The sequence below is a fragment of the Aeoliella mucimassa genome, from assembly GCF_007748035.1.
GTDB lineage: Bacteria > Planctomycetota > Planctomycetia > Pirellulales > Lacipirellulaceae > Aeoliella > Aeoliella mucimassa.
The window spans coordinates 6,386,378-6,410,845 of sequence record NZ_CP036278.1 but is presented as its reverse complement, the minus strand read 5'-3'; the positions used below and the strand labels follow the sequence as shown (position 1 = coordinate 6,410,845).

Genomic DNA, 24,468 nt, shown 5'->3' with positions numbered 1-24,468 from the left:
TCGCGTTTTACCAAGGCTTAATTTCATGACCAATTCACGAACCAGCTTATGCATCGTGGCGGTGTTTGCTGCATGCAGTTCTTTCGCCCTGGCTGAGGACATCACTCAGGACTGGGCGCAATGGGGTGGCGACTCGATGCGCAACAACACCCCGGTCGGCAATAACATCCCCACCGAGTGGGAAGTCGGCGACTTCGATCCCGAAACCGGCGAGTGGGACTCGACCGAAGCGAAGAACATCAAGTGGGTCGCGCGGCTCGGTTCGCAGAGCTATGGCAACCCCGTCGTCGCTGGCGATAAAGTGTACGTTGGTACCAACAACAACGGTGGCTGGCTCGAGCGCTATCCCACCAGTGTCGACCTCGGCGTGCTGCTCGCGTTCGATCGCGAAACCGGTGAGTTCCGCTGGCAGCACTCCAGCGAGAAGCTCAAGACCGGTCGCGTGCACGACTGGCCCGAGCAAGGCATCTGCTGTGCTCCCTACGTCGAAGGTAACCGTTTGTGGTTCGTCACCAGCCGTGGCGAAGTGCGTTGCGTCGATACCGAAGGCTTCTACGACGGCGAGAACGATGGTCCCTACCAGGACGAGCCCGTCCAAAGCAAAGACGAAGCCGACGTGGTATGGGTGCTGAACTTCATGGCCGAGCCGTACTACGTGAGCCAGCACAACATGTGCAGTTGCTCCATCACCGGCGTAGGCGACATCCTGTTCGTTAACACCTCGAACGGCCTCGACGAGTCGCACATCAACCTGCCCGCTCCCGAAGCCCCCAGCTTCATGGCGGTCGACAAGAACACCGGCAAAGTACTCTGGAGCGATAGCTCGCCAGGGCTGAACATTCTGCACGGGCAATGGTCGAGCCCCACTTTTGCGGAGATCAATGGCCAGGCAATGGTGATCTTCGGCGGTGGCGACGGTTGGGTCTACGCGTTCGATCCTGCCGGCGATGGCAATGGCAACAGCAAGCTGCTGTGGAAGTTCGACGCGAATCCCAAGGAGTCGGAGTGGATTCTCGGCGGCCGCGGCACGCGTAACAACATTATCGCGACCCCCGTGGTGTACGACGGGCTCGTTTACGTGGCCGTGGGACAGGATCCTGAGCATCAAGAAGGCATTGGTCACCTGTGGTGCATCGATCCCAATGGCCGTGGCGACGTGAGCCCCGAACTGGCTTTCAACTCGTCGAATCCCAGCGAGCCGATCTCGCACAAGCGGATCAAGGCGGTGGATCCCGACGAAGGAGACTTCGTGCGTCCGAATCCGAACTCGGCTGCGGTCTGGCACTACAGCGAGCAGGACGCCGATGGCGATGGCGACATTGCCTACGAAGAAACCATGCACCGTAGTTGCGGTACCGTGACCATCAAAGACGGCATTCTGTACATCGCCGACTTCAGTGGATTGTTCCACTGCCTGGACGCGAAGACCGGCAAGCTCAACTGGAGCTACGACATGCTGGCCCAGTGCTGGGGCACGCCGTTGGTGGTCGATGGCAAGGTTTACATCGGCGACGAAGATGGCCAAGTTGCTATCTTCCGTCACTCGGCCGATCCGAACGTCGCCATGGTCGACGACGGTGGTGAGATGCTGCCTTACTACGGCGAAATCGAAATGGGCAACAGCGTGTACTCCACGCCGATCGTGGCTGGCAACATTTTGTACATCGCCAACCGCACCCACTTGTTCGCCATTGAGCAAGGAGCAGAGCCCGCCAACTAGGCTCACCCGCTCGCCAACTGGCAGGCGACTGCCTAGCGTACCCTGACGAAGTTTTCACGAACACTAATCGACGCGAGTCGTAGCCAACCTCGCTTGGCAGGCTCGCGAAGATTAGGTCGTGTTGACATTCATGCCAAGCTGATCATGAGTGACGCCAGGCAGAGGAATCCATCGTAGTTTCGATCAGTTTTATCGTATCGTGTAGCGACCCTACGGTAGTGTTTTAACCGGTTGAAGAACCGCTCCACGACATTTCGGAGTTTATAGCGTGTGCGATCGTACCTTTTCTGTCGAAACCCACGGCGAGTCGGAATCACCGGCTTCGCGCCTTGGCGACGAATCTGATCGCGAAACCAATGGCAATCATACCCTTTGTCGGCGACGACGTATTCGGGAGTTAGTCCTTCCAGCAGCGTTTCTGCTTGGTGCATGTCGTGTCGGTTGCCACCCGTCAAAGTCAGACGAACCGGGCGGCCATCGCCCGTTACCGCGGCGTGGACTTTCGTTCCCCAACCTCCGCGCGAGCGGCCCATGGCTTCGCCACCGAGCCCCCTTTTACGCCCGCTGCGTGTTGATGGGCTCGGACCGTTGTCGAGTCGAGTAGCAAGTGCTCCAAGTCGGGCTCTTCGCCCAGAGTCTCCAAGACTTGCCGCCAGACGCCACGCTTGCACCATCGATTGAAACGCTGAAATACCGAATTCCAAGGGCCAAAGCGAGTGGGAAGATCGCGCCACGGCGCGCCTGTGCGGGCGATCCACAACACCGCGTTCACGAACCGACGATTGCTCGCCGCGGTTCGACCGGGATCGCCGGATTTGCCAGGCAAATGGCCTCGAATCTTCAACCATTGTTCGTCTGTCAGTTCGTGCCGTCGCATCTATTCGCTCCTCCATGAGCAAGTAGGGGACGACACCGTGATACCATTTCGACAAAATCTACGCTACATAAATGTCAACACGACCTAGTGTTCCGTTATTAGGTGCCTTACTGAAGCACCGCACCGATGGTCGATGGGCCGTGCCAGCCACCCCATCCGGCGACATTCCCCTACTCTACGATATGGCTATGAAACAGATTCTCGACGTTGGCAACTGCGGGCCCGACCACGGCGCCCTCAAGCGATTCTTCACCAAACACTTCGACTGCGAGGTCTCGCAAGCCGATCGGGCGGACGACGCCCTGGCGAAGCTCAAGCAGCACCCCTTCGATCTGGTGGTGGTGAATCGTAAGCTCGATATCGACTATTCCGATGGCATCGACGTGATCAAGCAAATCAAATCGACCCCTGAGTTGGGGGAGATTCCGGTGATGCTGATTACGAATTTTCCTGAACATCAGCAGGCGGCCCAGGCAATTGGTGCCATCCAGGGCTTCGGTAAGTTAGAATTGGACGCGGCCGATACGGTCGAGCGCGTTCGCGCGGTGCTAGAACCATAACTACCTTGAGGAGTCTTACGTATGCCAGTTCGAGCCTTGCTTGCCATTACGTTAGTTGTTTGTGCGTCTAACGCCCGGGCGCAGTGGCCGCAATGGCGAGGCCCGAGCGCCAACGTGGTGGCTCCCTCTGGCGATTACCCGGTAGAGTTCTCGCCCGAGAAGAACTGCCTGTGGCAAGTCGACCTCGGTGGCGAAGGAGCATCGACCCCGATCCTGTCCGATGGCAATATCTACGTCACGCTCGACCAAGAAGAGCACGATGTCATCGCGAGCTACGACCTGCAAGGCACCGAGCGTTGGCGCGTGACGCTCGGCGAAGCCCGCGGCGGCAAGAACCGCGCGGCGACTGGCAGCAACTCGTCGCCGGTGACCGATGGCAAGCTCGTGGTCTGCTACTTCAAGAGCGGCGAAGTCGCCTGCCTCACGACCGAGGGAGAAAAGAAGTGGTCGCTGAACTTGCAGGACAAATACGGGGCCGACACCTTATGGTGGGACCTTGGTACCTCGCCGGTGCTCACCTCGGCCGGCGTCTGCATCGCGGTGATGCAGGAGGGGGATAGCTACTTGGTGACCTTGGACCTCGAGACCGGCGACGAAGTCTGGAAGGTGCGCCGCCAGTACGAACGCCCGAGCGAATCGGATCAGGCCTACACCACGCCGACTGTGCTCGATGTTGATGGTCAGGAAACAATCGTCACCTTCGGTGCCGATCATCTGACCGGGCACAGCGCCGAGACGGGCAAGCTGCTCTGGCAGCGCGACGGGTTCAACCCGCAAGACAAAGGCATGTGGCGCGTCATCGCTTCGCAGACCATCGCCGATGGGGTGGCCATCATTCCGTTTGGTCGTGCGGAGTACCTGGCTTGCGAACCACTCGGCTCCGAAGACTCAGCCGGCGAGCGTCGCTGGCTCAAGAAGGGAATCGGAACCGATGTGCCTTCGCCGGTGGTGCACGATGGCAAAGTCTATGTGCTCGAAGATGGCGGTCAGCTCACCTGCCTGGCCCTCGCGACCGGCGACGTACTGTGGGAAGAGCGATTGCCGCGCAGCCGCGACAAGTTCTATAGCTCCCCACTGCTGGCCGGCGGCAATCTCTACTGCCTGCGTGGTGATGGTACCTTGTTCGTCGTCGCGGCCGACCAGTACGAGTTGCTGGCCGAGAACGACCTGGGCGACGAGTCGGTCGCAACGCCGGTGCCGGTGGATGGAAAGCTGCTGGTTCGCACCCGCGGCAAACTGTTCCTGTTTGGCGAATAACTAAATCGATTGCAGAAATCGATTCGCAAGCTGTTGATTGTCGAAGAGCGATCGCGTGCGATCCGCTTGTTTGGTAATCTGGACCCGTTAGTCGCTTTGTAACGTGCGGCCACGATGTTCCCCCAATAAGACCAGTTGCCAGACGAATCCACCGCCGACAAGCGTGTGGGACCCCTCCGCATGGTCGCGTCGATGGGTTACAACGGGTGCACCTGCCCCCTACCCTTGGGCCCCTGCGAGCGGTGCGAAGCACCCCTGGGGGCGTTGTTCCCCCCTTTCCGAGTCACCATTTCCCCGGTGAAGCAAGCACGCTGAAGCGAGACCGCGATGGCTGAGATCGAAACCTTTCTTCCCCTCGACCAGGCAAAATTACCACTGTTCGCTGGCATCGATGTTGGTGGAACCAATATCAAGATCGGCATCGTCGACTCGACCGGCGAGCGCATCGCGTTCACCAAGATCGAGACCCGGCAGGAAGAAGGACCCCAGCGGGCCGCGGAGCGAAGCGCCGAGTCGCTCGCGTCGTTGATCGATGCCGTCGGAGGCAAGCCCACCGATGTGGTTCGCGCCGGACTGGCGACTCCCGGGCCGATGGACATCCCCGCAGGCTTGCTGCTGCAACCAGGCAACCTGAGGGCCTGGCACTTTTCGCCGGTTCGCGACTTGTTCAGCCAAGCGTGCGGGGTGCCGGTTACGTTTGCGAACGACGCCAACGCGGCTTCGTTTGGTGAGTTCTGGACCGGAGCCGGCGCGGAAGTTCGCAACATGGTGCTCTTCACGCTCGGCACCGGAGTCGGCGGCGGCATCATCGTCGACGGCCGACTGCTGGTCGGCTCGCACGGTGCCGGTGGCGAAGTCGGGCACATCGTGATCGACTGTCGCGACGACGCCCCGAACAACACATGCAACCTCCGCGGCACGCTCGAAGGCTACTGCGGTGCCTACGGAGTGCTCGCCCGCACGCGGACCGCCATCGCCCAATCGGACGGCAACACGTCGCTGGCGAAGCTCGAGGGGGACGATCTAACCCCGCTGGCCATCGCCGAAGCGGCCGAGGCGGGCGACGAGCTAGCCACGTCGATCATCATGGAAACCGCCAAGATGCTGGCCATCGGCATGGCGAGTGTCATCCACACGGTTGATCCCGAGAGTGTCGTGATCGGCGGGGCCATGACCTTCGGCGGCGCCGGCAACGCGCTCGGCGAGCGGTTCCTCGAAGAGGTTCGCACGCAGACTCGTAAGCGGATTTTCGAGAATCTCAAAGATACGATTGCCATCGACTTCGCCCGCTTAGGGGGCGATGCTGGTTACATCGGCGCTGCGGGACTCGCCTGCGACGACTACCAAACCGAGCAGAAGTAAGCTCGCCCCTCGCAACTTGCTTACGCTTGCTGCGGCGTGTCGCGCTTTGCCAGGATCGACAGGTTGCCTTCCAGCAGGTCGGCCACCGGGCGGGTTCCTTCGAGTTCGGCGAACACAATCTTCAAAGCCGAGGTAATCGGTACCGCGAGGAACGCGCCGACCAGGCCCCAGATCATGTACCAGAACATCAGCGACAGCAGGATCGCAATCGGGTGCAGGCGGAACTGATCGCCCATGATTTTAGGCTCCACCACGTTGCCGCTGGTGAACTGCACGATGCTCACCAGAGCGAGGGCGATAATGCCTTTGGTCATCGACATGCCGGGGTTCTCGCCGGTGGGGGTCTGCCCAGCTTCGACCGCGGCCTCGTACGCCCAGGTGCTTTCCATCACCACCCAAATCAGCGGCAGCGGCAACAACGAAGCGATGATCGGTCCCAGGTTAGGGATGAAGTTAAGCAGGAATGCCAGGATGCCGAGCACGAACGCCAGCGGCACGCCGAACAGCCAGAGCACCAACCCAAACACTGCTCCGGTGACGAGCGAAATGAGCGACTTGGTAACGATATACTGCCGGACATGACCATCGACGTCGCGCCAGATGTTCTCCTCAGGAAGCGTTACGTTGCTTCCTCCCAGCAGCAGGAAGAACAAGAAGATCATCACCAGCAGACCACTGGAGAACACCACGATCAGTTCGTTGGCGACCAGTCGAACGATTACCTCGATGCGATTGCCAATGAACGTATTCAATGGAGCCAGTCGCCCCTTGTTGGAATACTTCGCAATTTGTTCCAGGTCGTCTTCTGAGAGATCCTCGCTCGGCGACTCTTTGTCTTGCTTAGGTGGTGGAGTCTCTTCGGTCTCCTCCTGTTCGGTTTCGGATGGTTTTGCTGCTCCCGGTTCCTCCTTCTCGGCATCTTCTGTTTCCACCGGATCGGTTACGGTTGGCTCCGTAACTTCTGGCTCCTCTGGTTCGGTTTCCACGAGAGGAGTCGCTGCTGCCTCGGCCGCTGCTGTTTCGGCGGGCGCGGGTTTTGTTGTTGGTATCGTACCGGGGGCCGATTGCGAGGTTTCGGCCGGGTAGAACTCCTCGATCTTGTCGCTGATGTGCCCGAGCATTTCGTTGAACCCGGCTCGGTACTGACCTTGCTGGTCGATCAGTCCCAGCACCGAGACCCAGATCACCACGCAGAGGGCGACGGTTACGGTGATGCTAATCAGCGCGGTAATGAAGATCGTCATCGGGCGGGTCGACCCAAACAGCTTCTGCACCCCGTTGAGCACAGGAGCCAACCCGCTGGCGATGAACAGCGCGAGCACAAATGGCATCAGCACCGGGCGGAGAAAGTACATGGCCGCGGCCATGGCGATAAACGTGAGCACCACCAGCGCGGAGGTACGAATATGCGAATCGCGAAGCAGTTGAGGATCGATGTCCATGGGACCAGTGGTGGGTTGTTCGCTGCGGAGTATCGTGAAACATCAGGCCAGCGAGCTAGCCTAGGCTACTCTGCTATTCTAGTGCAAGTTGCCCACCCATGTTCTGAAGTGGCGGCGGATTTTTCTGTGGTACACATGCAATTCTCCGGAAATAGGAGCTCTCAGGCCGCTTTGAGCTGCTCAGCAGACAAGTGTTACCAGCGCATAGAAAAAGACGCCAACCGGTCCACTGGAAGGGGGGAAGGGACCGGTCGGCGTCTTACCTGGCGACACCCGCACAGCTCAAGGGGCACCACTCCCAGGGCCGGCAGAATGGGCGTTCGCCTATTCAGCGTTGTTGTCTCAAGAAAACTACTGGGCCATGGTCGGCGTACCCATCATTTCGCCACCGTAGATGACCCCGTTGTTGCAGCTACAGGGATTGCAGCCACACGAGTCGCACGGCGAACATACATTGCAACTGGGGGTACAACTCACTGCAGGCATGGCAACCGCATGCGAACGTGGGCGAAGGATGCCCAGGCATCCGCAACCCGTACTGCCGGCTAATAGCATTAGCACGGCTCCAAGGCGAAGCATTTTGTTCATAGTTCTGTTCCATCTCGCAGGCAGGAAGAAAGGTAGGCAGGCGAAGCCGTCGTGGTCCGCCAGGCCGCCGCTCGAGAGGAAGTTTTTTAGCAGGTCGTTCGTGGTGTCGTTTGTGCCTCTCGTGGCGACACACAACACTACACGCCAGTTAGCACAGAGCAAACGAATCGCAAGCGAGTTCCCCAAGAAATGCGACAGCTGCTTCGCTGCGTTCGCCACAAACCGCCAACGCACCGCGAGTGCTAGGGCTTCGCCGCCGGGCAGGGTTTGGCCAGGCGGCAAAGTTTGACATCGTGCGATTCGGCCTTAAAACGCAGGTCCAATCGCGGGGTGGTTCGCTTAGCTCTTCTCTTTACCCAAGGCTACGCGAACGTCGTCGAGGTTCTCGCGGAGGATGACCAGCTGCTTTTCAAGCGCCTTCTCGTCGGTATCGACCCGCTTGATGATCTTCTCGCCGCTGCTGACGATGGTCTTGGCCGACGTGCGAATCGAGTCGAGATTCTCCGCTCGCTTTTCGATGTCGAGCACTGCCCGATCGATCGCTTCGAAGTCGACTTCCTGCGAAGGAGACGAACCCGCCTGACGAACCGACAACGCCCTGGCGGTTACCAGCGCGGCTTTCAGCCAGATGTCGGTCGACGGGTCGTCGGCATCCCAGGCGCAGATGATGTCGCTGCCGTAGTGCTTAAAGCCATCGAGCCCCGAGGGGGCCATGCGTTTGGAGAACACGAACACGCCGATACCGGCTCCCCGGTTCTTGCGGGCGATGTCGAGTTCTTCGCGGGCCGAGGCCAGGGTGTAGCCGCCGTGTTGCTTGGCTTCGACCACGATCTTCTCGCCTGCGGCCAGGCAACTGGGGCCCAGCTCCACCAGGCAGTCCCCCTTCTTGCAGTTACGAATCAGCCCGGTCGAAGCCCCGGTGGGGGTCGCGATGTCGCCGGCGTGCTGCGCTTCGCGAGCCACGAAGTCGTAGACCGCTTCTTCGAACACTTCGCCATGGCGGGTGGAGCGTTCGGCTTCCTTCTTGGCCGCGGTCATTTCGGCCAGCGCCACGCGAACCTGCTCGCGGAACTCGTTGTTCTTTTCGTCGGCCGACTTGAGCAGGTCGAGCAGCTCTTTCTTCAGCCGCGCGAGCGGCGAGCCATCCTCGTCGAGCGTCAGGTTCTTGTGAATCGCCCCCTGCGTTTCCTGCAGCATCTCGCGCAACCGCGACAACGCCGACTCGTTGTTGTCGAGCGAAAACTCGTTGGTGATCGTCCGTTGGGCGCGATCCACGTTGCGCACCAGGCGGCTCAAGGCCGAGCCTTCGTCGTCGAGCGAGAACTCCTTGACCACGTCGTCAATTTTCGATTTCAGATCCTTCGAGAGATCGCCATGCTTGGTGTTGAGTTCGTGCACCAGCCGGGCGAGGGCCCCTTCGCGGTTGTCGAGCGAAAACTCGCGGAGCACCTGCTCGCTTTGCTTGGTCAGCTGCCCCTCGACCGCTTGCTGCAAGGCCGAGAGCAAGCCTTCGGACTGCGCGGGATCGAGCATCTTCATCAGCGGGCTTTCGCTGCCGACATGGGTCATCAGCGTGCGGGCGAGGCTGCTGTTCTCGCCGTCGATCTGTTGACGCATCAAGGTGGCCAGCTCGCCATCTTCCTTCACCAGTCGCGAGACCCGTTCGTTGAAGCGGCCATCGTTCGGATCAAAGTACTCTTTGAGCGAGCGATTGAGCTGATCGCCGGTCGATTGCGAATAGCGATCGAGGGTTTGCGACAAGGTGCCGAGTAGTTGCGACGTTTCGCGACGCAGTAGGTCGGCATCCATCCGCGTGCCAGCATGGCGCAAGGCCATCACTCCAATGCGGAGCGCGTCGAGCGCGAATGCCTCGCGACGTTCGTCCGACTCCAGTTCTTCGAGCGCGGCAATCACTTCGCGATCGCGCACTAAGAGTTCGAGATGCAGCTCCTCCGGCAGATCGCCATCGGCTGGCGACTTGGGAACACGGAACAACATGGGCTCGCTGCTGGGACTAGGCAAAACGGGTCTCCTTACCGTGTGCAGTGGAGGCCGGCCCGGAGAGACGCGACCGTCGAGTGTACATCTGTTACTATGAGCGATTTATGCCAGGAGATCAACATATAGTTTTTCGTAGGCCGAAACTCGGGTATCTGGTGAATAGGTATCGCGCACCAGGTCTTTCGCTGCTGCAGCCAGGGTTTCGGCCACCGAAGCGTCTTCCAGCAGCAAATGGGTCAGCCGGGTCCGCTCCGCCCGCGCGTCGTAGTTTACCAGGTAGCCGGTTTGTTCGTGCTCGATCCAATCGCGGTGCTGCGGCGTGTCGCTCGCAATCACCGGCACCCCGGCCGCCATAGCGTCGAGCATCGTGGTCGGCGACGAGGCATTCGCCTCGGTGCCTTGCCAGTACGCCTGCAAGTGGGGCAGCACTGCCGGCCAACGGTCGGTGTCGCCGAGGAAGCAAATGTTCTCCGGCACCGCAGCGGTGCGGCCGAACTGCTCCAGGTGCCGCCGCTCGGGGCCGTCGCCGGCAATCAGGTACCGTAGCTGTGGATGCAGCACGCGAACCATGTCGGCCGCCCAGATTAGCTCCTTCACGCCGAACTCCACTTGTAGCGGGCAGGCGGTGCCTACCAGCACTGCGTCGGCTGGCAGCGAAAACTCTGCTAGCACCGCGTCGCGGTCGACACCTGGCTCGCTCGGCAGCTTGCACGCGGGGGCGATGGTCGAAATCCGCGCAGGCGACACGCGCTGGCCGAGCCAATCGCCGACGCGCTGGCTGGGGACCACAAAGCGGAGTTGCCGCCTGGGTAGCGCGAGCCACTTGGTGGGGAGCGAAAGGGTGTTGTCAATCGCGTCGAGATCCCACTCGGCAACCATCCGCGGCACGCTCGATGCCATGGCCGCTGCTAGCACGTAGTGCAGCGAGCTGCTGTCCCAGGCGTGCAGCACTTCGGGGTCGTGCTGGCGGATCGCACTCGAAACCCGCCCCGCGGTCGTCGGGTCGAGTCGCCAGCGTTGCTGCATGAAGGTGAGCGGCACCTGCAGCTCGGCAAACGCGTCGGCCAGTTCGCCCTGCGGACTCCCGAGCACCACGACCCGATGGTCCCAGTCGTCGGCCGGTCTGGCGTCGAGCAACCCTAACAGCGACTCGGCCGAGGTGTAGCGGTCTAGCGAGCGAACAACATGCAGGATACGGTGAGACATCTACAGGCGGAGCATCGGGAGCAAAACGACAAGGGCTATGAGCATGATACAGCAATCCAACCCAACTGGCGCGTGGGAGGTCGTGGAGGTCGCCGGGCACGCGGTCGATCTATTCGAGCCCCAAGTGCCGAATAAACATGGCTACGTGGCCATCTACCTGCACTCGGTCGGGGGGGAATGCTTAGCCGACGACTCCGTGTTTACCGCCGAGTTCGCCCGGCACGGGCTTCGCGTGGTTGCTCCCCGCGGGGACGAAAGCTGGTGGAGCAACCGCATCTACCCCGCGTTCGACAGCGAGCGGACCGCCGAGGCGTACGTGGTCGAAGATCTGATGCAGTACATCCACCAGCGGTGGGACATCGAGTCGCCCAGGGTCGGCTTGTTGGGGGTCAGCATGGGAGGCCAAGGCGCGCTGCGGATCGCCTACAAATACTCACGGCGTTTCCCGGTGGTAGCGGCCGTGGCCCCAGCGATCGACTTCCACCAGTGGATCGACTCGCCGCCGGCGCAGGGGGAAGTCGCCCACGCCCTGCGGCAATTGTACCGCGACCCCGAAGACGCCCGGCAGGACACCGCTACGCTGCACGTGCACCCGCTAGCATGGCCGCCGTTCCAGTATTTCTGCAGCGACCCGCTCGATCACTGGCACGAAGGGGCCGATCGATTGCAGATGAAGTTAGCCTCTTTAGGTATTCCGCATGAGTGCGATCTGGTCACCTCGCACGGCGGGCACGGCTGGGATTACTTCCACGCCATGGCACCCACGGCGGTGGAGTTCGTCGCAAATCGCCTGGAAAAAGAGCGTTGCCGCATCGTCTAGCCGGTCCGAGTGCCGGTCAGTCGGTCGGGGAGATGGGTAAGTTTAGCGATTTCGGAAACTTTTTCTCTTACGACGAAACTCTTTTGTGTCTTTAATAGTAGTACTACATATCGCTCGGCCTTTTTCGGTCCGGCGTCCTACCCCTGCTGCGCGCACGACCGGCGCTCTTGCCTGGGTCCTCCGCGGCCCGTCGCTTTCTCAGCGACAGCCGATTAACCGTTTACCATTGTTCAAAGGGAGAAGCATTGATGCTGCTGAAGTGTCTAGCCCCGTTCCTGGCAGTCCTGATTCTTTCGGCTCCCAGCTTCGGCGATACCAACCCGATCGAAGCCACGGCTGCCGAAGCCACCGCGACTCAGACAGTTGCCGAACTGCCGGATGAAATCGAACGTCAAATTGACGAACAAACCGCCCACCTGCCGGACGACGTCCGCGAGAAAATTCGCGAGAAGCTGAAGGAAGTGGCCGAGGCAAAACTGGCCGAAATGAAAGAAGCCGCCGAAGAAGCGGAAGAAGAATCGGCCGACGAAGAAGAGGCGGAAGCCGCTGAAGGCGAAGAAGCTGCCGAAGGCGAAGAGAAAGAAGAAGAAGCCAAGGAAGAAGCCCCGGCCAAGGATCCTCAATCCGAGGAAGCCAAGAAGATGAAGGCCGAAGCCGAGTTGTTTGAGGCCCAATTCAAGCACAAGATTGCCCTCTACAAGCACGAACTCGAAGCCCAACGCCTGGCGATCGAGAAGTCGAAGATCGATCTCGATCTCGAAGCCAAGCGCGTCGATGCCCAGAATGCCTCGCTCGAACGCGAGCGCGATCGCCTGAAGCTCGAGGCCGAAGTGCTGAAGATGCGGCATGAACTCGACATGCAAAAGGTGCAGTCGGATCTCGCCGAACTTCTGGCCGAGAAAAAGCAAGTCGAAACCAAGCTCGAAGTCGAAGCCGCCAAGGAACGACTGGAAGATCGTGTGATCGGCGAAGAGAAGTACCCCATGAATCCGCTGGAAGACGGGGTGCTGTCGATTAGCGTCCGCCGCATCGAGCTGAATGGCCCCATCATGTCGGGCGCGGCCGATTACGTTTGCTCGCGTCTCGACTACTTCAACAACCAGTCGGACAAGCCGATCTTCCTCGTGATCGACAACTGCCCTGGCGGTTCGGCCATGGAAGGCATGCAGATCGTGCAAGCGATCAAAGAGAGCAAGGCTCCCGTGCATGTGGTGGTCAAGCGTTTTGCCGCCAGCATGGCTGCCATCATCACCACCCTGGCCGACGAATCGTACTGCTACCCCGATGCGATCATCCTGCATCACCAGGCGAGCACTTCGATGAGCGGTAACGGCCGCCTGCTCGAAGATCAACGCAAGATGTTCGACGAGATTTCGCGTCGCCTGATCGGCGCGGTCGCCGAGAAGGTCGGCACCACCCAGGAAGGCTTCGTCGAAGAGATGTACGAAAATCGCTCGTCGGGCGACTGGGACTTGTTCGGCGACGAAGCCGTAGAGCGCGGGTGGGTGAAGCACCTGGTGAAGCTGGTTCGCGAAGAAGCCATTCGCGAGCGGCCCACTGGTTCGCGAAACACCGGCCTACGGATTCTGAGCCTCGAAGCCGACCAGCCCGCTGCGACTGGTTACCTGGAACGCTACGAAGCCAAGCTGGAAGAAAAGGTCGACGACCAAGGTCACACCTACGTCCGCCTGCCGAAGGGCGGCCCATTCGACGCCTGGTTGCTGTACAACCCAACCGGATACTATCGTTACTAAGATTGGCGCTATTGAGATTGGCGTTACTAAGATTAGCTTTACTAAGATTAGCTTTACTAAGATTAGCTTTAATGAGATTAGCTTTAATGAGATTAGCTTTAATGAGATTAGCTTTAATGAGATTAGCTTTAATGAGATTAGCTTTAATGAGATAGGCTAATCAGCAGCAAACGCTGCCACCTCCGAAACCCACACAGGGCCGGTGTCACACGACACCGGCCCTGTTTTTTGTGTGGTGGGGCGTGAGTCAATTGCATGATGCCCAAGAAGAGCATTCATTAAAGTCCGGTGGCCACAACATTCTTGTGGCTCATGCGTGCGAGTCGTGTCCGCCATGCGTTTGCTAGCCGCTTCGGCTCATTACGGCTCGGTTTGTTCCGTCTAGGCCTATAATCGATGATCCACCATTTGTTTTTTTGGGAGCTTAAACCAATTGCTCGGAGTTTTTTCAAAACGTGGCGGTCCCCTGCCTCCAGCAGCTGCCTAATAGTTCGAGCCGGTCCAATATGAGCTTGCCTGCAGTAGTACATCCAACCCGCTAATTGCGCTCGCTTAACCGCAACTGCTTCGAGAGAATCAGCTGTGACTGAACGGCATGCGGCAACGTATTTTTCGCCTAATGCCAGTGCTTTCTTACTCTGCAGTCGACTGATCGCTGTTCCGCTAGGCTTTGAAACAGAGATGCCATGAACCAAGCGTTCGTCGGAGCTGGTTTGTAGGCCGTTTGCCCTTTTCTTTTTCTCATTGATCTTCAAACCGAGTAACTCGATCTCACTTTCGAGCCGCGCTGCCAGCTTATCTCCATTCTCGCGGTTGCTTCCAGACCAGACAAAATCATCGGCATTTCGCCCATACCGAAGCTTGAGGCTACCAGCCATTGACGCTAGTAGTTGGTCAAGCGGCCAAAAGAAAATGTTCAAAGCATCTCCGCTGATGGGCGATCCTTGAGGCACGCCATCGCGATAGGTAAACAGCATTGATAGCACCAATGCCGTGTCATGCTGAAATTTCAACTTTCGAAGCTGAGAGAACATTGCTGCTTGCGAAATCGACGGGTAGCAGTCGGTAACGTCCCGGGTCCACACGTTCCTACTTCCGACATGGATTTGAGCACTTGTGAAGGTCGAGCGCCGTCGTACTCCACCGTGTGCCGCAGGGTGGCATAGGTGATGGTTTTGCAGAAACCGATGCAGTTTTTTGAGGAGACGCTTCGGAGGCTTATAGAGTGGATCAATGGGACGGTGTTTTTTGCCATCCCATTGCATCCTGCGGGGCTTGAAGCACGCGTCCATGTTCCGGGCGAAGGACCACAGCATATTAACGCTTAGGCCCATTGCCTCGGCGAGGTGTTCTGGCCTTATTTGATGTGGCAGCACGTTTTGCATCCTTTCCGAGCAGTGACGTCAATTTATTCTCGATCTCGATTAACTGGCCAACCATGCCAGTCAATTCGGAAGTTCGCTTGTCACTAGACATCAAAGAGCTATCACCCACACCCATCACTATTAGTGCTTCGGAGGGAACACCAAGTGTTTCAGCAATTCGCCTCATCACCTCCAATGATGGCTGACGCTCTCCATTCTCCACTAAACTTAAGTACGGCACACTTACACCACTCTCGCCTGCGACCTCCGTCATTTTCAGTGACTTTGCCTGTCGCAATATTCTAATGGTCTTTCCCAGCTGTTTACTCACGACGGAAAGACTCCTTATCTATGGTATGTTGGACAGATCGTTTGTTCACCGATCTTGGACATCAGGATGCAAAAATATGGTCGACTTCAACTTCCAGGAGTGAGATTAAAACCTCAACTCGAAATTCAACTTCTACCACATCTGCCGCAGGGCAAGACTGGCCCCAATGAGCAATATGCTCAATGGATTCAGCAAGCTTCACTGCGTCATCCACAACCCCCCGCATCTCACGACCTTGACCCTGCCCAAGAGTATTGAGCAGCTTGCGAATGGCAACCGCTCGTCTTTCGACTTCACGGAGCAAATCGCGGGGGCGTGTTGCGGAACCTCGAAGTGTTGCCTTCATAGGATATTCCTTTCAGAAAGCGGGACTTCAAGAACAAGTAAACGGAAACCACCTTAGGAGTCCGTTTCGGGGGATCATGGCCACACGCAGCAGTTGTTAGCTGCTACGGTCCTCAACCGCTACCACCCGGGAAGGTGGTCGATCGGCGACAAGTTCGTGACCGTGTCGGGCACGAGATCGTTCGCCTCCGGCACGGTTGCCGGCAGTGGGATGAAGTCCACACAATGAGGCTCAGCAAGTTGTCAAAGAACGATTGCAGGCTTTCACAGCCAGCGAATGCAAATAGAGCCCATCACAGATTGGGTGTCAATAGTGGTTAATAAGTTTACAGGCCAGTTTTTTCAATTTTCATATTTTCTGGGGCAAGCATCGCTTACTACCGGGGAAGCCACTCGTGCTGCTTTCCGCCAATCGCTAGTCGTCGCTGCGTTTGATTCACTTTTCTAGCCGACCCCTTCGGTTTCGTTGCGAAACCGACTTCTGGCTTGCGCAATCCACCCGTTTTTCATTGGGAAATGGCCACCTGTTCTGCTATAAAGGGATAGTGTTCGAATGTATATATGTGTCGAACGCAGGAGGTGATTGATTGTCGGTTAACTTTGGGCTTTTGCCCCCAGTGGAACGGGGGTGGGGCGAAATGATTTTAGGGGGATTGAGAGCGATGGTTGTAAGTCGAGTATTAACAAGTAGTTGCGACGACGAGAGGTTTTGCAGAACCAAAAATAAAGCCCCCACGAATCGATTTCCCGATTCTGGGGGCATAAAACGATCGACGGTCTACTGCCGGCTGGCGTCGGTTTCGTCCGAATCGGCTTCGGCTTCGGCTTCGGTGTCGGGCGCGGGCGCTGCTGGTTCGGCTGCATCACCCGCTTCTGCTTCATCCTGCTGCGCCTCGGCAGCGTTATCGTCGTTTGGCTGGTCATCATCGGCGTCATCATCGGCGGTGGGCCAGGGGGTGGTGATGATGCGGTGGTTGCCGAGGTCGGCGATCCACAGGTAGCCGGAATGCACCAGCACCGCGGCTGGCTTGTTGAGTTCGTTGTCGCCAGGCCCGGCGGTGCCGGTTCCGCAGAGCGCGACGAGCTTTTGGTCGCTAGTCAGCATACAGACCCGATGGGCGAACATCTCGGCCACCACGGCTTGCTCGTTGCTGGCGTCGGCCACGCCGTGCGGCATGTCGAGTGTCAGCGATGGCCAAGGGGTCGAGATCCCCTGCCCTGGTTTGTAGTACCGGAGCAGGCTGGTGCCCGCATCGGCGATCAGCAGATGGCCCTTTTCGTTCATGCAGAGATCGATCGGGTACTGCAAGGTGCCGACGCCGAGCGGGCCATCGGCCTGACCGTAGTCGCCGGTGCCGGCGACGGTGGTCACTTCGCCTTCGTGGATGCGGCGAACGCGCGCATTGCCGATATCGGCGACGTACAGCGAGCCATCGGGTCCCCAGGCGACCGCGTGCGGGGCGTTGAACAGTGCGTCGGAAGCAGGGCCATCGAGGTAGCCCTTTTCGCCAGCGGTGCCGGCCAAGGTCGACACGGTGTAGGTGGTTTCGTCGGGGGCGGCGCCGGCCGCGTCGGGCGTGATCAAGCGAATGGTGTTGTTGGTCACCTCGGCCACTGCGATGGTGCCATCGCTGCGAACCGCAACGCCGTGCGGCGAGTCGAACTGCGCCTCGGCCGCTGGGCCATCGAGGTAGCCCTGGAGCTCGGGCCCGCCGGCCAGGGTGTCGACCTGCCCGTCGTGGTGCACGATGCGAATCGCGTGATTGTTGATATCGGCTACCAGAATGGTGTCGTCGCCGAACGGAGCCAGCCGCAGCGGCTTGTCGAATTGGGCCTCCGAGCCATCGGCGTAGCCAGGCATTCCGGTGCCCGCAACCACGGTCATCGGCCATTGGTAGTCTTCGCTGGCCGGCAGCGGGTCGACCAGCAAGAAGCTAAGCCAATGGAAAAACGCCCATACGCCGGCTGCTACCAGCAATGCCAGAACGATGCCGAGAATTTTCAACCACTGCTTCCACTTACCCACGCTAATTTTCCAATCGATCGGAAGGTGCCAAATGCCTGAGTTTTATGATTCGCCGTGCAGATGGCGAAACCATGAATATAGCCCGAGAAAACCAGCATTAACAGTCAGCCGGCTAGCGAGCGAATGTAGAGCTGTAGCACCAGATTTACCCGAGCCGCGGTCGTGCACCTGCTTGCAGGTGGGGTGCGGGAGCCTCGGGCGGGGGCAATTACAGCAAATGCCGAGCTTTGACTTCCAGGTAGCGGTTCACCAAATTGCCGGTGAGCTGCTCGGGGAACGCGTCGACCAGCAGCACGCCTTTCATCTCGAGGTCGGCCAGCACGTGGCGTCGCCAGGTGAGGATGTCGGCCGCCCCGGCCGCCTGGTAGAGTCGGTCGTCGGGCACGTCGGCGAACGCGCGGATGTTCGGCATGCCGGGCGTTTCGTTCTCGTCTTGCTCCATTTGCTGCAGTTCGTGATCGACCGCGTCGACCGCGTTGTAGAGCGAGTGGTCGCGAAGCAGCACCGCCATCGGCAGGTGCCGGCCGGTGAACGCGGTAAGGTGCTTCTCGATTTGATGGGCGTTGACGTCGTCGATCACGTTGGTGATGAGCACCACCAGCGTCCGCTTGCGAACGTGGGCTGCCAGGTGCAGGAACGCGTCGTCGTAGCGCGACTCGACCATCTGCGGAAACCGATCGTACGCCGCGTGCAGCAGGTGATTCATCTGCCCGCTGCCACCCTTGGGAGGCACGAACGTGTGAATCTCGTTCGAGAAGCACATGAGCCCCACCTGGTCTTTGCGAGCGAGGGCCACGTAGCTGAGCATCAGCATCGCGTTCAGGGCGTGGTCGAGCAGGCTCACTCCTTCGCAGGTGCCGGTCATCATCCGCCCACAATCCACCATGAACATCACCCGCTGGCTCTGGTTGGCCTGAAAGTCCTTGACCGTGAGCTTGTTGCGGCGAGCGGTGCTCCGCCATTCGATGTGGCGGTAGTTGTCGTCGATCGTGTAATCGCGCAGGCGTTCGAACTCGTTGTCCTGGCCCACTCGACGGGTACGGCGCAAGCCCATCAGACTCAGCCGATTCGTACGGGCCAGCAGTGCGTACTCGCCGAGCTGTTTCATGTCGGGGTAGACGTTCATCCGCGAGTGACACGGCACCTGCAGGTAGCGACTCCAAAAGCCCCACGGGCTGCGGACTCGCAAGTAGGTGTGCGTGAGTTCAAACGCCCCTCGTCGGCGAGGTCGCAAATGGTATTCAAGCGTCGCCCGGCGTTCGGCCGGCAACACCACGTTGAACTCCGAGGGTTCGGCTTCGAGGTGTTCGACCACCCCGTCGCGAATCCAGACCGGCCATTGCCGCGACGAGCGATTCACCACGGTCAGCGACACCTTGTGCGGCTGACCAAGCGACGCGATGAGTCCCAGGTGACGCTCGACCGTGAGTTGCTTGGCCTGGGTCAGGGGAAGCAGATCGATCAGCGCGACCACCGCGAGCAATGTGTCGATCAGCACGACGAGCGGCCACATGTTCGGCAGAAACACAATCCAAATCGACAGAAAGCTCGGCACCAGCAACAGCATGACCAGCGGGCGATGCGGATACGTACCGCCCCAGCGTGCCAAGCCGATGAGCACGAGTAGCAGCAAGCCGAGTATCCAGAACACGTAGATCATGAATCGAAGGGGGAATGCAGTGGAGCGAATATCGAGGGGAGATCGTGAGCCGCAATGGCGGGCGTTACATGCGCGGTACTTCGACCGTGCGAATCATGTTGCGCAAGGCTTCGTCTACTTGATGGCCCTCCACTTCGGCCTCGGCGGTGAGCACCACGCGGTGGCGCAGCGCCGGCAGCACGATTTCGCCGACGTCGTCGGGAATCGCGTAGTCGCGGCCGTTGAACGCAGCCAGAGTGCGGGCACCTTGCACCAGGGCGATGCCCGCCCGGGGCGAGGCCCCGATGTGGAACTGCGGCCACGAGCGGGTTTGGCGAACAATGTTGTTGATGTAATCGAACAGCTCGTCGGCCACGAGCACCTGACTGCAGAGCTGAATCGCCTTCATGATTTGCTCCGGCCCGGTCACGGTTGCGACTTCGTCCTCCAGGCGTTGCTCGACCGCCACCTGGCCGCTGTGCTCTTTGAGTACGCGGACTTCCTCCATTGCGGTGGGATACTCGACCATCACCTTGAACATGAAACGATCGAGCTGGGCTTCGGGCAGGTTGTAGGTGCCTTCGCTCTCGATCGGGTTCTGGGTGGCCATCACCAGGAAGGGGGGCTCGAGTTGATGCGTGGTGCGTTCCACGGTAACGCGACGCTCCTGCATGATTTCGAGCAACGCAGCGTGTGTCTTGGCCGGCGAGCGGTTGATTTCATCCGCCAGCAGAATCTGCGTGAACACCGGACCAGGGCGGAAGGTGAACTCTTGGGTCTTCATGTTGAAGATCGGCGCGCCGGTAATGTCCGACGGCATCAAGTCGGCGGTGAACTGAATGCGGCCGAACTTGGTGCCGAGCGTTTTGCCGAGCGTGCGGACGAACAGCGTTTTGCCGAGCCCTGGCACGCTCTCGATCAGCACGTGCCCGCCCGAGAACAACGCAACCAAGGTGGAGAGTACCAGTTCTTCCTGGCCGACGTACACCTTGCTGACTTCGGAGCAGATGCGCTGGTAGAGCTGGCGAACTGGTTCGAAGCGCCCCGTGTTCACGCGCCCTGTTGCGACCGGATGCGGTGCTTCGGGGAGCGGCGGCGTTGGCTCGGGCGCCGGCGCGGGCTCGGTCGGCACGCCATCGGGGTCGAAGTTCAGGTCCGTTTCAGGGTTGAATTGTGGATCGTTCATTCCGAGGCAGGTGGATCAGAGGAAGGTGTAGGAAGAATGCCAGCGTTGGGCGAGATCTCCGTGGCCGGAGTATGCTCGCGCCGAAGCGACTGGCGGTAAAGTCGAAGGAGGTGAATCGCATGACCGCGATTTCGCGAAGTAGAAAGCAGTCGGCCGAGCGCGACGATATGGTTGCTGAACTCGCTGGTGGTGTCTTTGAGCCAGGTGCGAGGGATGCCAAAGATCGGCCAGCACATCAAGGAGAATACAATGCCCAAGGCAGCAATCTGTGTGAGCACCGCTCCGATCGGCCAGACCCGGAACATCTGCAGCCCTGTCGGCGGCTGGCTGCTGGGGTCTTCCTCGCGGATCATCGGCCCCCCCTCGTGCGACTCGAGGAACACCACTTCCCGGCGAGGGTCGCCGATCGAATCGACCAGCTTGCCGGCGATCTTGCGATGCTCGTGATTTACCAAGCGGGCGTTGAGCAGCCAGGAGCCGTTTTCGACCATGATCACTCGTCCCGAGCTGGGAGTGTAATAGTCGTAGTAGCGATAGTCGTCGGCCATCTCTATTTCGCTGACCAGCACGTCGCCGGCTCCGTCGGCCAGCAGCGTCTTGTAGTCGCTCTTGCGACCGAGCGGGTTCATGCGGGTATGGCGGACGATGTCGGTCTTCGACTCGTCGACTCCGTTGGCCCAAGGGCCGGTGAGCGAGCGAACCGTTTTCTTCGCTTTCGAGTCGTCGAGTTTAAACCAGTTTTCGGTGCTGTCGTGCGAAAGCGAAGTGGGGCGATTGCCGACCGCTTCGGACTGCGCTTCGGAGAGTCGGCGGCTGTATTCGTTCTTGAGTCCGGCCGGCGCGTTGCCTTGCATCCGTTTCCAGTAGCCAGGAGCTGCATCGTAGTCGCGACCAACGACAATCAGCACCCGCGGCGGCAGTTCGGGATCGCCCTCGATCAGCCAGTAGTTCAGCCATTCTTCCACTTCGTACGTGGGGGCTTCGAAGTCGTCGGGAAACCAAACAATCACGTCGGCGTTATCGAGCGACGGCGACAAGTAATACCAACTGCGAACATGGTGCCCTGCTTCTTCGAACATCTCGCCGAGAATGCGGGTGCCATTCAGGCTGGTGCTGGGATAGCCGCTGCGACTGCCATAGTGCGACGGCACTTGGTCGTAGCAGCCGGAGAGCGTGCTGAGCAGCACCAGCATGACGAGCGATACCAGCCATCGCGTGGTGGTCGTAGTTCGGAGGGTGGCGGGGAGTCGATGGATCATGCGGCGCGCTGCTCCATGACGAGTACCAACGATTCAAACTGGTCGATCTCGCGCCAGACTTCGTCGATGTTATTGCGATCGGGCACCCGCTTGCCGAAGAAGACCTCTTCGAACAGCAGCACGGTTTTTTCGAACATCAGCGAGAGTTGCTCCGCTTCGGCGGTGCCGTGGCGGCGGATCTCGCGCAGGTACTGGCGGTTCGTCTTGCCTTTGATCAATCGCAGCCAGTGCCGGCGATCGAGTTGGAGCAACTGATGGCTAAACAGATAAATAATCGCCCGCTCGAATTGACCATTGCGGTACAGTCGCTGGGCTTCGTCGAGGTAGTCGGACGGGGCTTTTTCGAGCGAAACCGGCAGTTCCTCGACGCGAACGATGTCGGCACCCACGGCGGTGCGTTCGACGACGATGCTCCCCTGCACTTCGCGATAGAGGAACTTCTTGGTGATCATGTACACAATCGCAATCAGCAGGATGGCGAGCACCACCCAGCCGAGAACCACCAGAAATTCCAAAAACGTCAGGCTTCCCTGCGAAGTAACACGCGGCTTCGGAGGTGGTTGCACCTTGGCCGCGCGAAAGTCGTCGGTCTCGGGATCGTACCACGGAATCTTCGGCGACGAACTCAGCGCTTCGCGTCCCGCTTGCACGGCTTGCTCTGGCTCGGAGAGATCGCTCTCGGCCACGGCCAGCGTGCTGCACGCCCAGCAGGCGACGAGCCACAGCAGCACCGCTGCCCAGCTAGGGAGTCGTCGTTCGAATTGCCGATCGCTGGGAATCATCCCACCCCTGTCATTGAATTTGCTAACTCACCAGTGCCGATTGCCGCCGCAGCCGCGAGGCTTCCGCCCGCATTAATAACTCTACTTCCCAACCTTCGCGGCGAATCCGCAGATCGAGATAAGCCAAGAACCGCACCACCGCCAGCCATCCTACCACGATCCACAACGCCGCAGGGTACACAAACGCATGGAGATGATACGCTTCGAGTTCAACGCCAAATATCTGGACCAACACCACCTGGATGCCAAGCCCGAGGGCGAGGGTCATCACGCCGCCGGTAAGGGTGGCCAACGTCCAGCGACCGAACAGCTCGCCGCCGTTGTTGGTGTGCAAATTCCGACTCCGGCGATTCGTCGTGAGCCGCCCTTTCTTGCCCGAAAACAACGGATTGCGTTCCAGCAAAATCAGTTCGCCCGTGTACGGCATCAACCAGTAAGGCAGCAGCACGATCATCATCATCACCGACCGCAACACCACCTGGTACAGCACTAACTGAGGCAAGCTCCGAATGAAATCGATCACCATTTCGCGAAAACGAAATTCGCCGCCGAACATCATCTTGCCCATGAAGATGGTGATAAACGCGGTCGCCAGCGGAGTTTCGATCGCCACGAGCAGCAGCAGCAGCGTCCAGTACCCGCCAAAACCTTCTTCGTACTCGAGCTCCTCAATGAGCAGATTGTCGGTAAGTAGCCAATTCAGAAAGAAAAACGGCACGCTTCCCAGCAGCATCAGCCCGAACCACCAACCAAACCACGCCCGAATGACCTGCAGCGCAAGACCCATGATCTCGCCGAAGCCACGTTCGCGAATCGCAATGCGTGTTTGGTCTAGTTGCATGAAGAAAGGCTGGTTAAGGCGATGGGTGGAAACAAAACTTAGCGAAACGTTGGCGTGGTTACTGTTCGTCCTCGAGCGGTTCGGAGGAGTAACCAAGCACGACGATGTAGAACATGATGCTCATGCTCGAAATCATCGCGACCGCTGCCTTGAATGCGTACGGAGCCGGCGAGGGGGACAGGAACCCTTCGATGATCGCGGCCAGAAAGAACATCACGACCGCCAGCATCATGATCGGAATGCTCTCGATCGCCGCGCGAATGAGCGAATCGACACGCCGGTACCCGCGAGTGAATACGATCGAGAAACCAAGCCTCATGCCGGCCGCTGCCGAGAGCACGATCGCGGTCAGTTCGAACGGACCATGGGCGGTAACAAACTGAAAGAAGTTATCGGCCTGCGGAACCGTGGTCATGTGACCGAACGCGGCCCCCAGATAGATACTGTTAAAGATCGTTTCAAACAGCCCGCCGATCCCCAGGAGCAAACCCATGGCGAAACAACGGAGCCCGATCGTAGTATTGTGATTGATGTAGAAGCCCATCATCATCGCTTCGCCGCCCGAGGCTCGGCCTTGGCCACCAATCTCTTGGCTGAACGATGCTTCGAGTGCCGCCATTTGATCGGGCGTCATCACGATTTCTTTGAAGTTGTGCACCGGGGTCCATTTGCTGGAGAGGAACATCGCCAGCAGAAAACCACCCCAAAAAATGGCGAACGCTACCCGCAGGTACTGGTCGTGAAACAACCGCCTGGGCACTTTGCGAAACAGTTCGTCGCTCCACTGCGATACTTCAAAGCGCCCCGTGCGATAGAGCTGGTTATGCGCTCGACCGACGAGTTGGTGCAGATAGCGAACCGTCGCGATTGGCAACTGGTACGAGTCGGCCAGCGCCAGATCGGCACAAGCAGCTCGGTACAACGTAGCGAACTCCAGCCGGTGCTGGGCCTTCAGCTTATAGCTGTCGGAACTCTCGAGCCGCAAGCAAGCTTGCTCGAGCTTCCGCCAGTCGGCCATTCGCGATTCGATGAGTTCGGCAGCTTTCACAGGACTATGCGGAGTTCAAAGGAATGGCGAATACGAGAGCGATGGAGTGAGCAGGCTAAA

The 24,468-nt window shown here is 59.2% G+C and carries 19 protein-coding genes and 2 pseudogenes; 6 read left to right on the top strand and 15 right to left on the bottom strand.

Annotated elements, in window-relative coordinates; translation table 11 throughout:
* Positions 1 to 25 precede the first annotated feature (25 nt).
* Complete coding sequence (locus tag Pan181_RS25105) at positions 26 to 1,720, top strand: outer membrane protein assembly factor BamB family protein (RefSeq protein ID WP_145251631.1); 1,695 nt, start codon at positions 26 to 28, stop codon at positions 1,718 to 1,720.
* Positions 1,721 to 1,848: 128 nt separating this feature from the next.
* Here the strand turns inward: Pan181_RS25105 and Pan181_RS25100 are convergent.
* Positions 1,849 to 2,597: pseudogene (locus Pan181_RS25100) on the bottom strand (IS5 family transposase).
* Positions 2,598 to 2,668: 71 nt separating this feature from the next.
* Between Pan181_RS25100 and Pan181_RS25095 the strand changes: the two are divergent.
* From Pan181_RS25095 to Pan181_RS25085, 3 genes are all read left to right on the top strand, one after another.
* Complete coding sequence (locus Pan181_RS25095; RefSeq protein ID WP_231943700.1) at positions 2,669 to 3,157, top strand: response regulator; 489 nt, start codon at positions 2,669 to 2,671, stop codon at positions 3,155 to 3,157.
* 21 nt (positions 3,158 to 3,178) lie between these two features.
* Positions 3,179 to 4,414 (top strand): outer membrane protein assembly factor BamB family protein, encoded by a 1,236-nt coding sequence (locus tag Pan181_RS25090; protein WP_145251629.1) that lies wholly within the window; start codon positions 3,179 to 3,181, stop codon positions 4,412 to 4,414.
* Positions 4,415 to 4,741: 327 nt separating this feature from the next.
* Positions 4,742 to 5,776 carry an ROK family protein gene (locus Pan181_RS25085; protein WP_145251627.1) on the top strand — a complete coding sequence of 345 codons (1,035 nt, stop codon included), beginning with the start codon at positions 4,742 to 4,744 and terminating at the stop codon, positions 5,774 to 5,776.
* A gap of 20 nt (positions 5,777 to 5,796) precedes the next feature.
* Here the strand turns inward: Pan181_RS25085 and Pan181_RS25080 are convergent, their stop codons facing one another.
* The 3 genes from Pan181_RS25080 to Pan181_RS25070 form a co-directional block, all read right to left on the bottom strand.
* A complete protein-coding gene (locus Pan181_RS25080) occupies positions 5,797 to 7,218 on the bottom strand; it encodes an AI-2E family transporter (protein WP_145251625.1) in 1,422 nt (473 codons plus the stop codon).
* 927 nt (positions 7,219 to 8,145) lie between these two features.
* On the bottom strand, positions 8,146 to 9,828 hold the full coding sequence (locus tag Pan181_RS25075; protein ID WP_145251623.1) for an Mce/MlaD family protein: 1,683 nt from the start codon (positions 9,826 to 9,828) through the stop codon (positions 8,146 to 8,148).
* An 81-nt stretch (positions 9,829 to 9,909) separates the two neighbouring features.
* Entirely contained in the window at positions 9,910 to 11,013 is a 1,104-nt protein-coding gene (locus Pan181_RS25070) for a glycosyltransferase (protein WP_145251621.1), read from the bottom strand.
* Between the two features lie 43 nt (positions 11,014 to 11,056).
* Between Pan181_RS25070 and Pan181_RS25065 the strand changes: the two genes are divergently transcribed.
* Together Pan181_RS25065 and Pan181_RS25060 are read left to right on the top strand one after the other, a co-directional pair.
* Complete coding sequence (locus Pan181_RS25065; protein WP_197528703.1) at positions 11,057 to 11,833, top strand: alpha/beta hydrolase-fold protein; 777 nt, start codon at positions 11,057 to 11,059, stop codon at positions 11,831 to 11,833.
* Positions 11,834 to 12,081: 248 nt separating this feature from the next.
* Positions 12,082 to 13,587: an ATP-dependent Clp protease proteolytic subunit gene (locus tag Pan181_RS25060; RefSeq protein ID WP_145251617.1), complete on the top strand. Its 1,506-nt coding sequence runs from the start codon at positions 12,082 to 12,084 to the stop codon at positions 13,585 to 13,587.
* A gap of 49 nt (positions 13,588 to 13,636) precedes the next feature.
* Here the strand turns inward: Pan181_RS25060 and Pan181_RS27095 are convergent.
* The 11 genes and pseudogenes from Pan181_RS27095 to Pan181_RS25005 form a co-directional block, all read right to left on the bottom strand.
* Positions 13,637 to 13,735 (bottom strand): annotated as a pseudogene (locus Pan181_RS27095) (pentapeptide repeat-containing protein); the annotation flags it as partial.
* A 130-nt stretch (positions 13,736 to 13,865) separates the two neighbouring features.
* Complete coding sequence (locus Pan181_RS25050; RefSeq protein WP_231943893.1) at positions 13,866 to 14,852, bottom strand: reverse transcriptase domain-containing protein; 987 nt, start codon at positions 14,850 to 14,852, stop codon at positions 13,866 to 13,868.
* A 52-nt stretch (positions 14,853 to 14,904) separates the two neighbouring features.
* Positions 14,905 to 15,282, bottom strand: coding sequence for a helix-turn-helix domain-containing protein (locus tag Pan181_RS25045; protein WP_197528701.1), 378 nt, complete (start codon positions 15,280 to 15,282; stop codon positions 14,905 to 14,907).
* A 61-nt stretch (positions 15,283 to 15,343) separates the two neighbouring features.
* Positions 15,344 to 15,628 carry a hypothetical protein gene (locus tag Pan181_RS25040; RefSeq protein ID WP_145251611.1) on the bottom strand — a complete coding sequence of 95 codons (285 nt, stop codon included), beginning with the start codon at positions 15,626 to 15,628 and terminating at the stop codon, positions 15,344 to 15,346.
* Between the two features lie 777 nt (positions 15,629 to 16,405).
* The gene (locus Pan181_RS25035) at positions 16,406 to 17,653 is read right to left on the bottom strand and encodes an NHL repeat-containing protein (protein ID WP_145251609.1); all 1,248 of its coding nucleotides are present in this window, start codon (positions 17,651 to 17,653) and stop codon (positions 16,406 to 16,408) included.
* A 208-nt stretch (positions 17,654 to 17,861) separates the two neighbouring features.
* Positions 17,862 to 19,313 carry a DUF58 domain-containing protein gene (locus Pan181_RS25030; RefSeq protein WP_145251607.1) on the bottom strand — a complete coding sequence of 484 codons (1,452 nt, stop codon included), beginning with the start codon at positions 19,311 to 19,313 and terminating at the stop codon, positions 17,862 to 17,864.
* A gap of 64 nt (positions 19,314 to 19,377) precedes the next feature.
* Positions 19,378 to 20,478, bottom strand: a complete 1,101-nt coding sequence (locus Pan181_RS25025) for an AAA family ATPase (protein ID WP_145251605.1) — start codon at positions 20,476 to 20,478, stop codon at positions 19,378 to 19,380.
* The gene (locus Pan181_RS25020) at positions 20,475 to 21,737 is read right to left on the bottom strand and encodes a hypothetical protein (protein WP_145251603.1); all 1,263 of its coding nucleotides are present in this window, start codon (positions 21,735 to 21,737) and stop codon (positions 20,475 to 20,477) included. The genes Pan181_RS25025 and Pan181_RS25020 overlap by 4 nt, the downstream gene beginning before the upstream one ends.
* Positions 21,734 to 22,519, bottom strand: a complete 786-nt coding sequence (locus Pan181_RS25015) for a hypothetical protein (RefSeq protein WP_145251601.1) — start codon at positions 22,517 to 22,519, stop codon at positions 21,734 to 21,736. The genes Pan181_RS25020 and Pan181_RS25015 overlap by 4 nt, the downstream gene beginning before the upstream one ends.
* Positions 22,520 to 22,541: 22 nt before the next feature.
* On the bottom strand, positions 22,542 to 23,360 hold the full coding sequence (locus tag Pan181_RS25010; RefSeq protein WP_145251599.1) for a hypothetical protein: 819 nt from the start codon (positions 23,358 to 23,360) through the stop codon (positions 22,542 to 22,544).
* Between the two features lie 58 nt (positions 23,361 to 23,418).
* Entirely contained in the window at positions 23,419 to 24,408 is a 990-nt protein-coding gene (locus Pan181_RS25005) for a stage II sporulation protein M (protein WP_145251597.1), read from the bottom strand.
* Between the last annotated feature and the right edge of the window lie 60 nt (positions 24,409 to 24,468).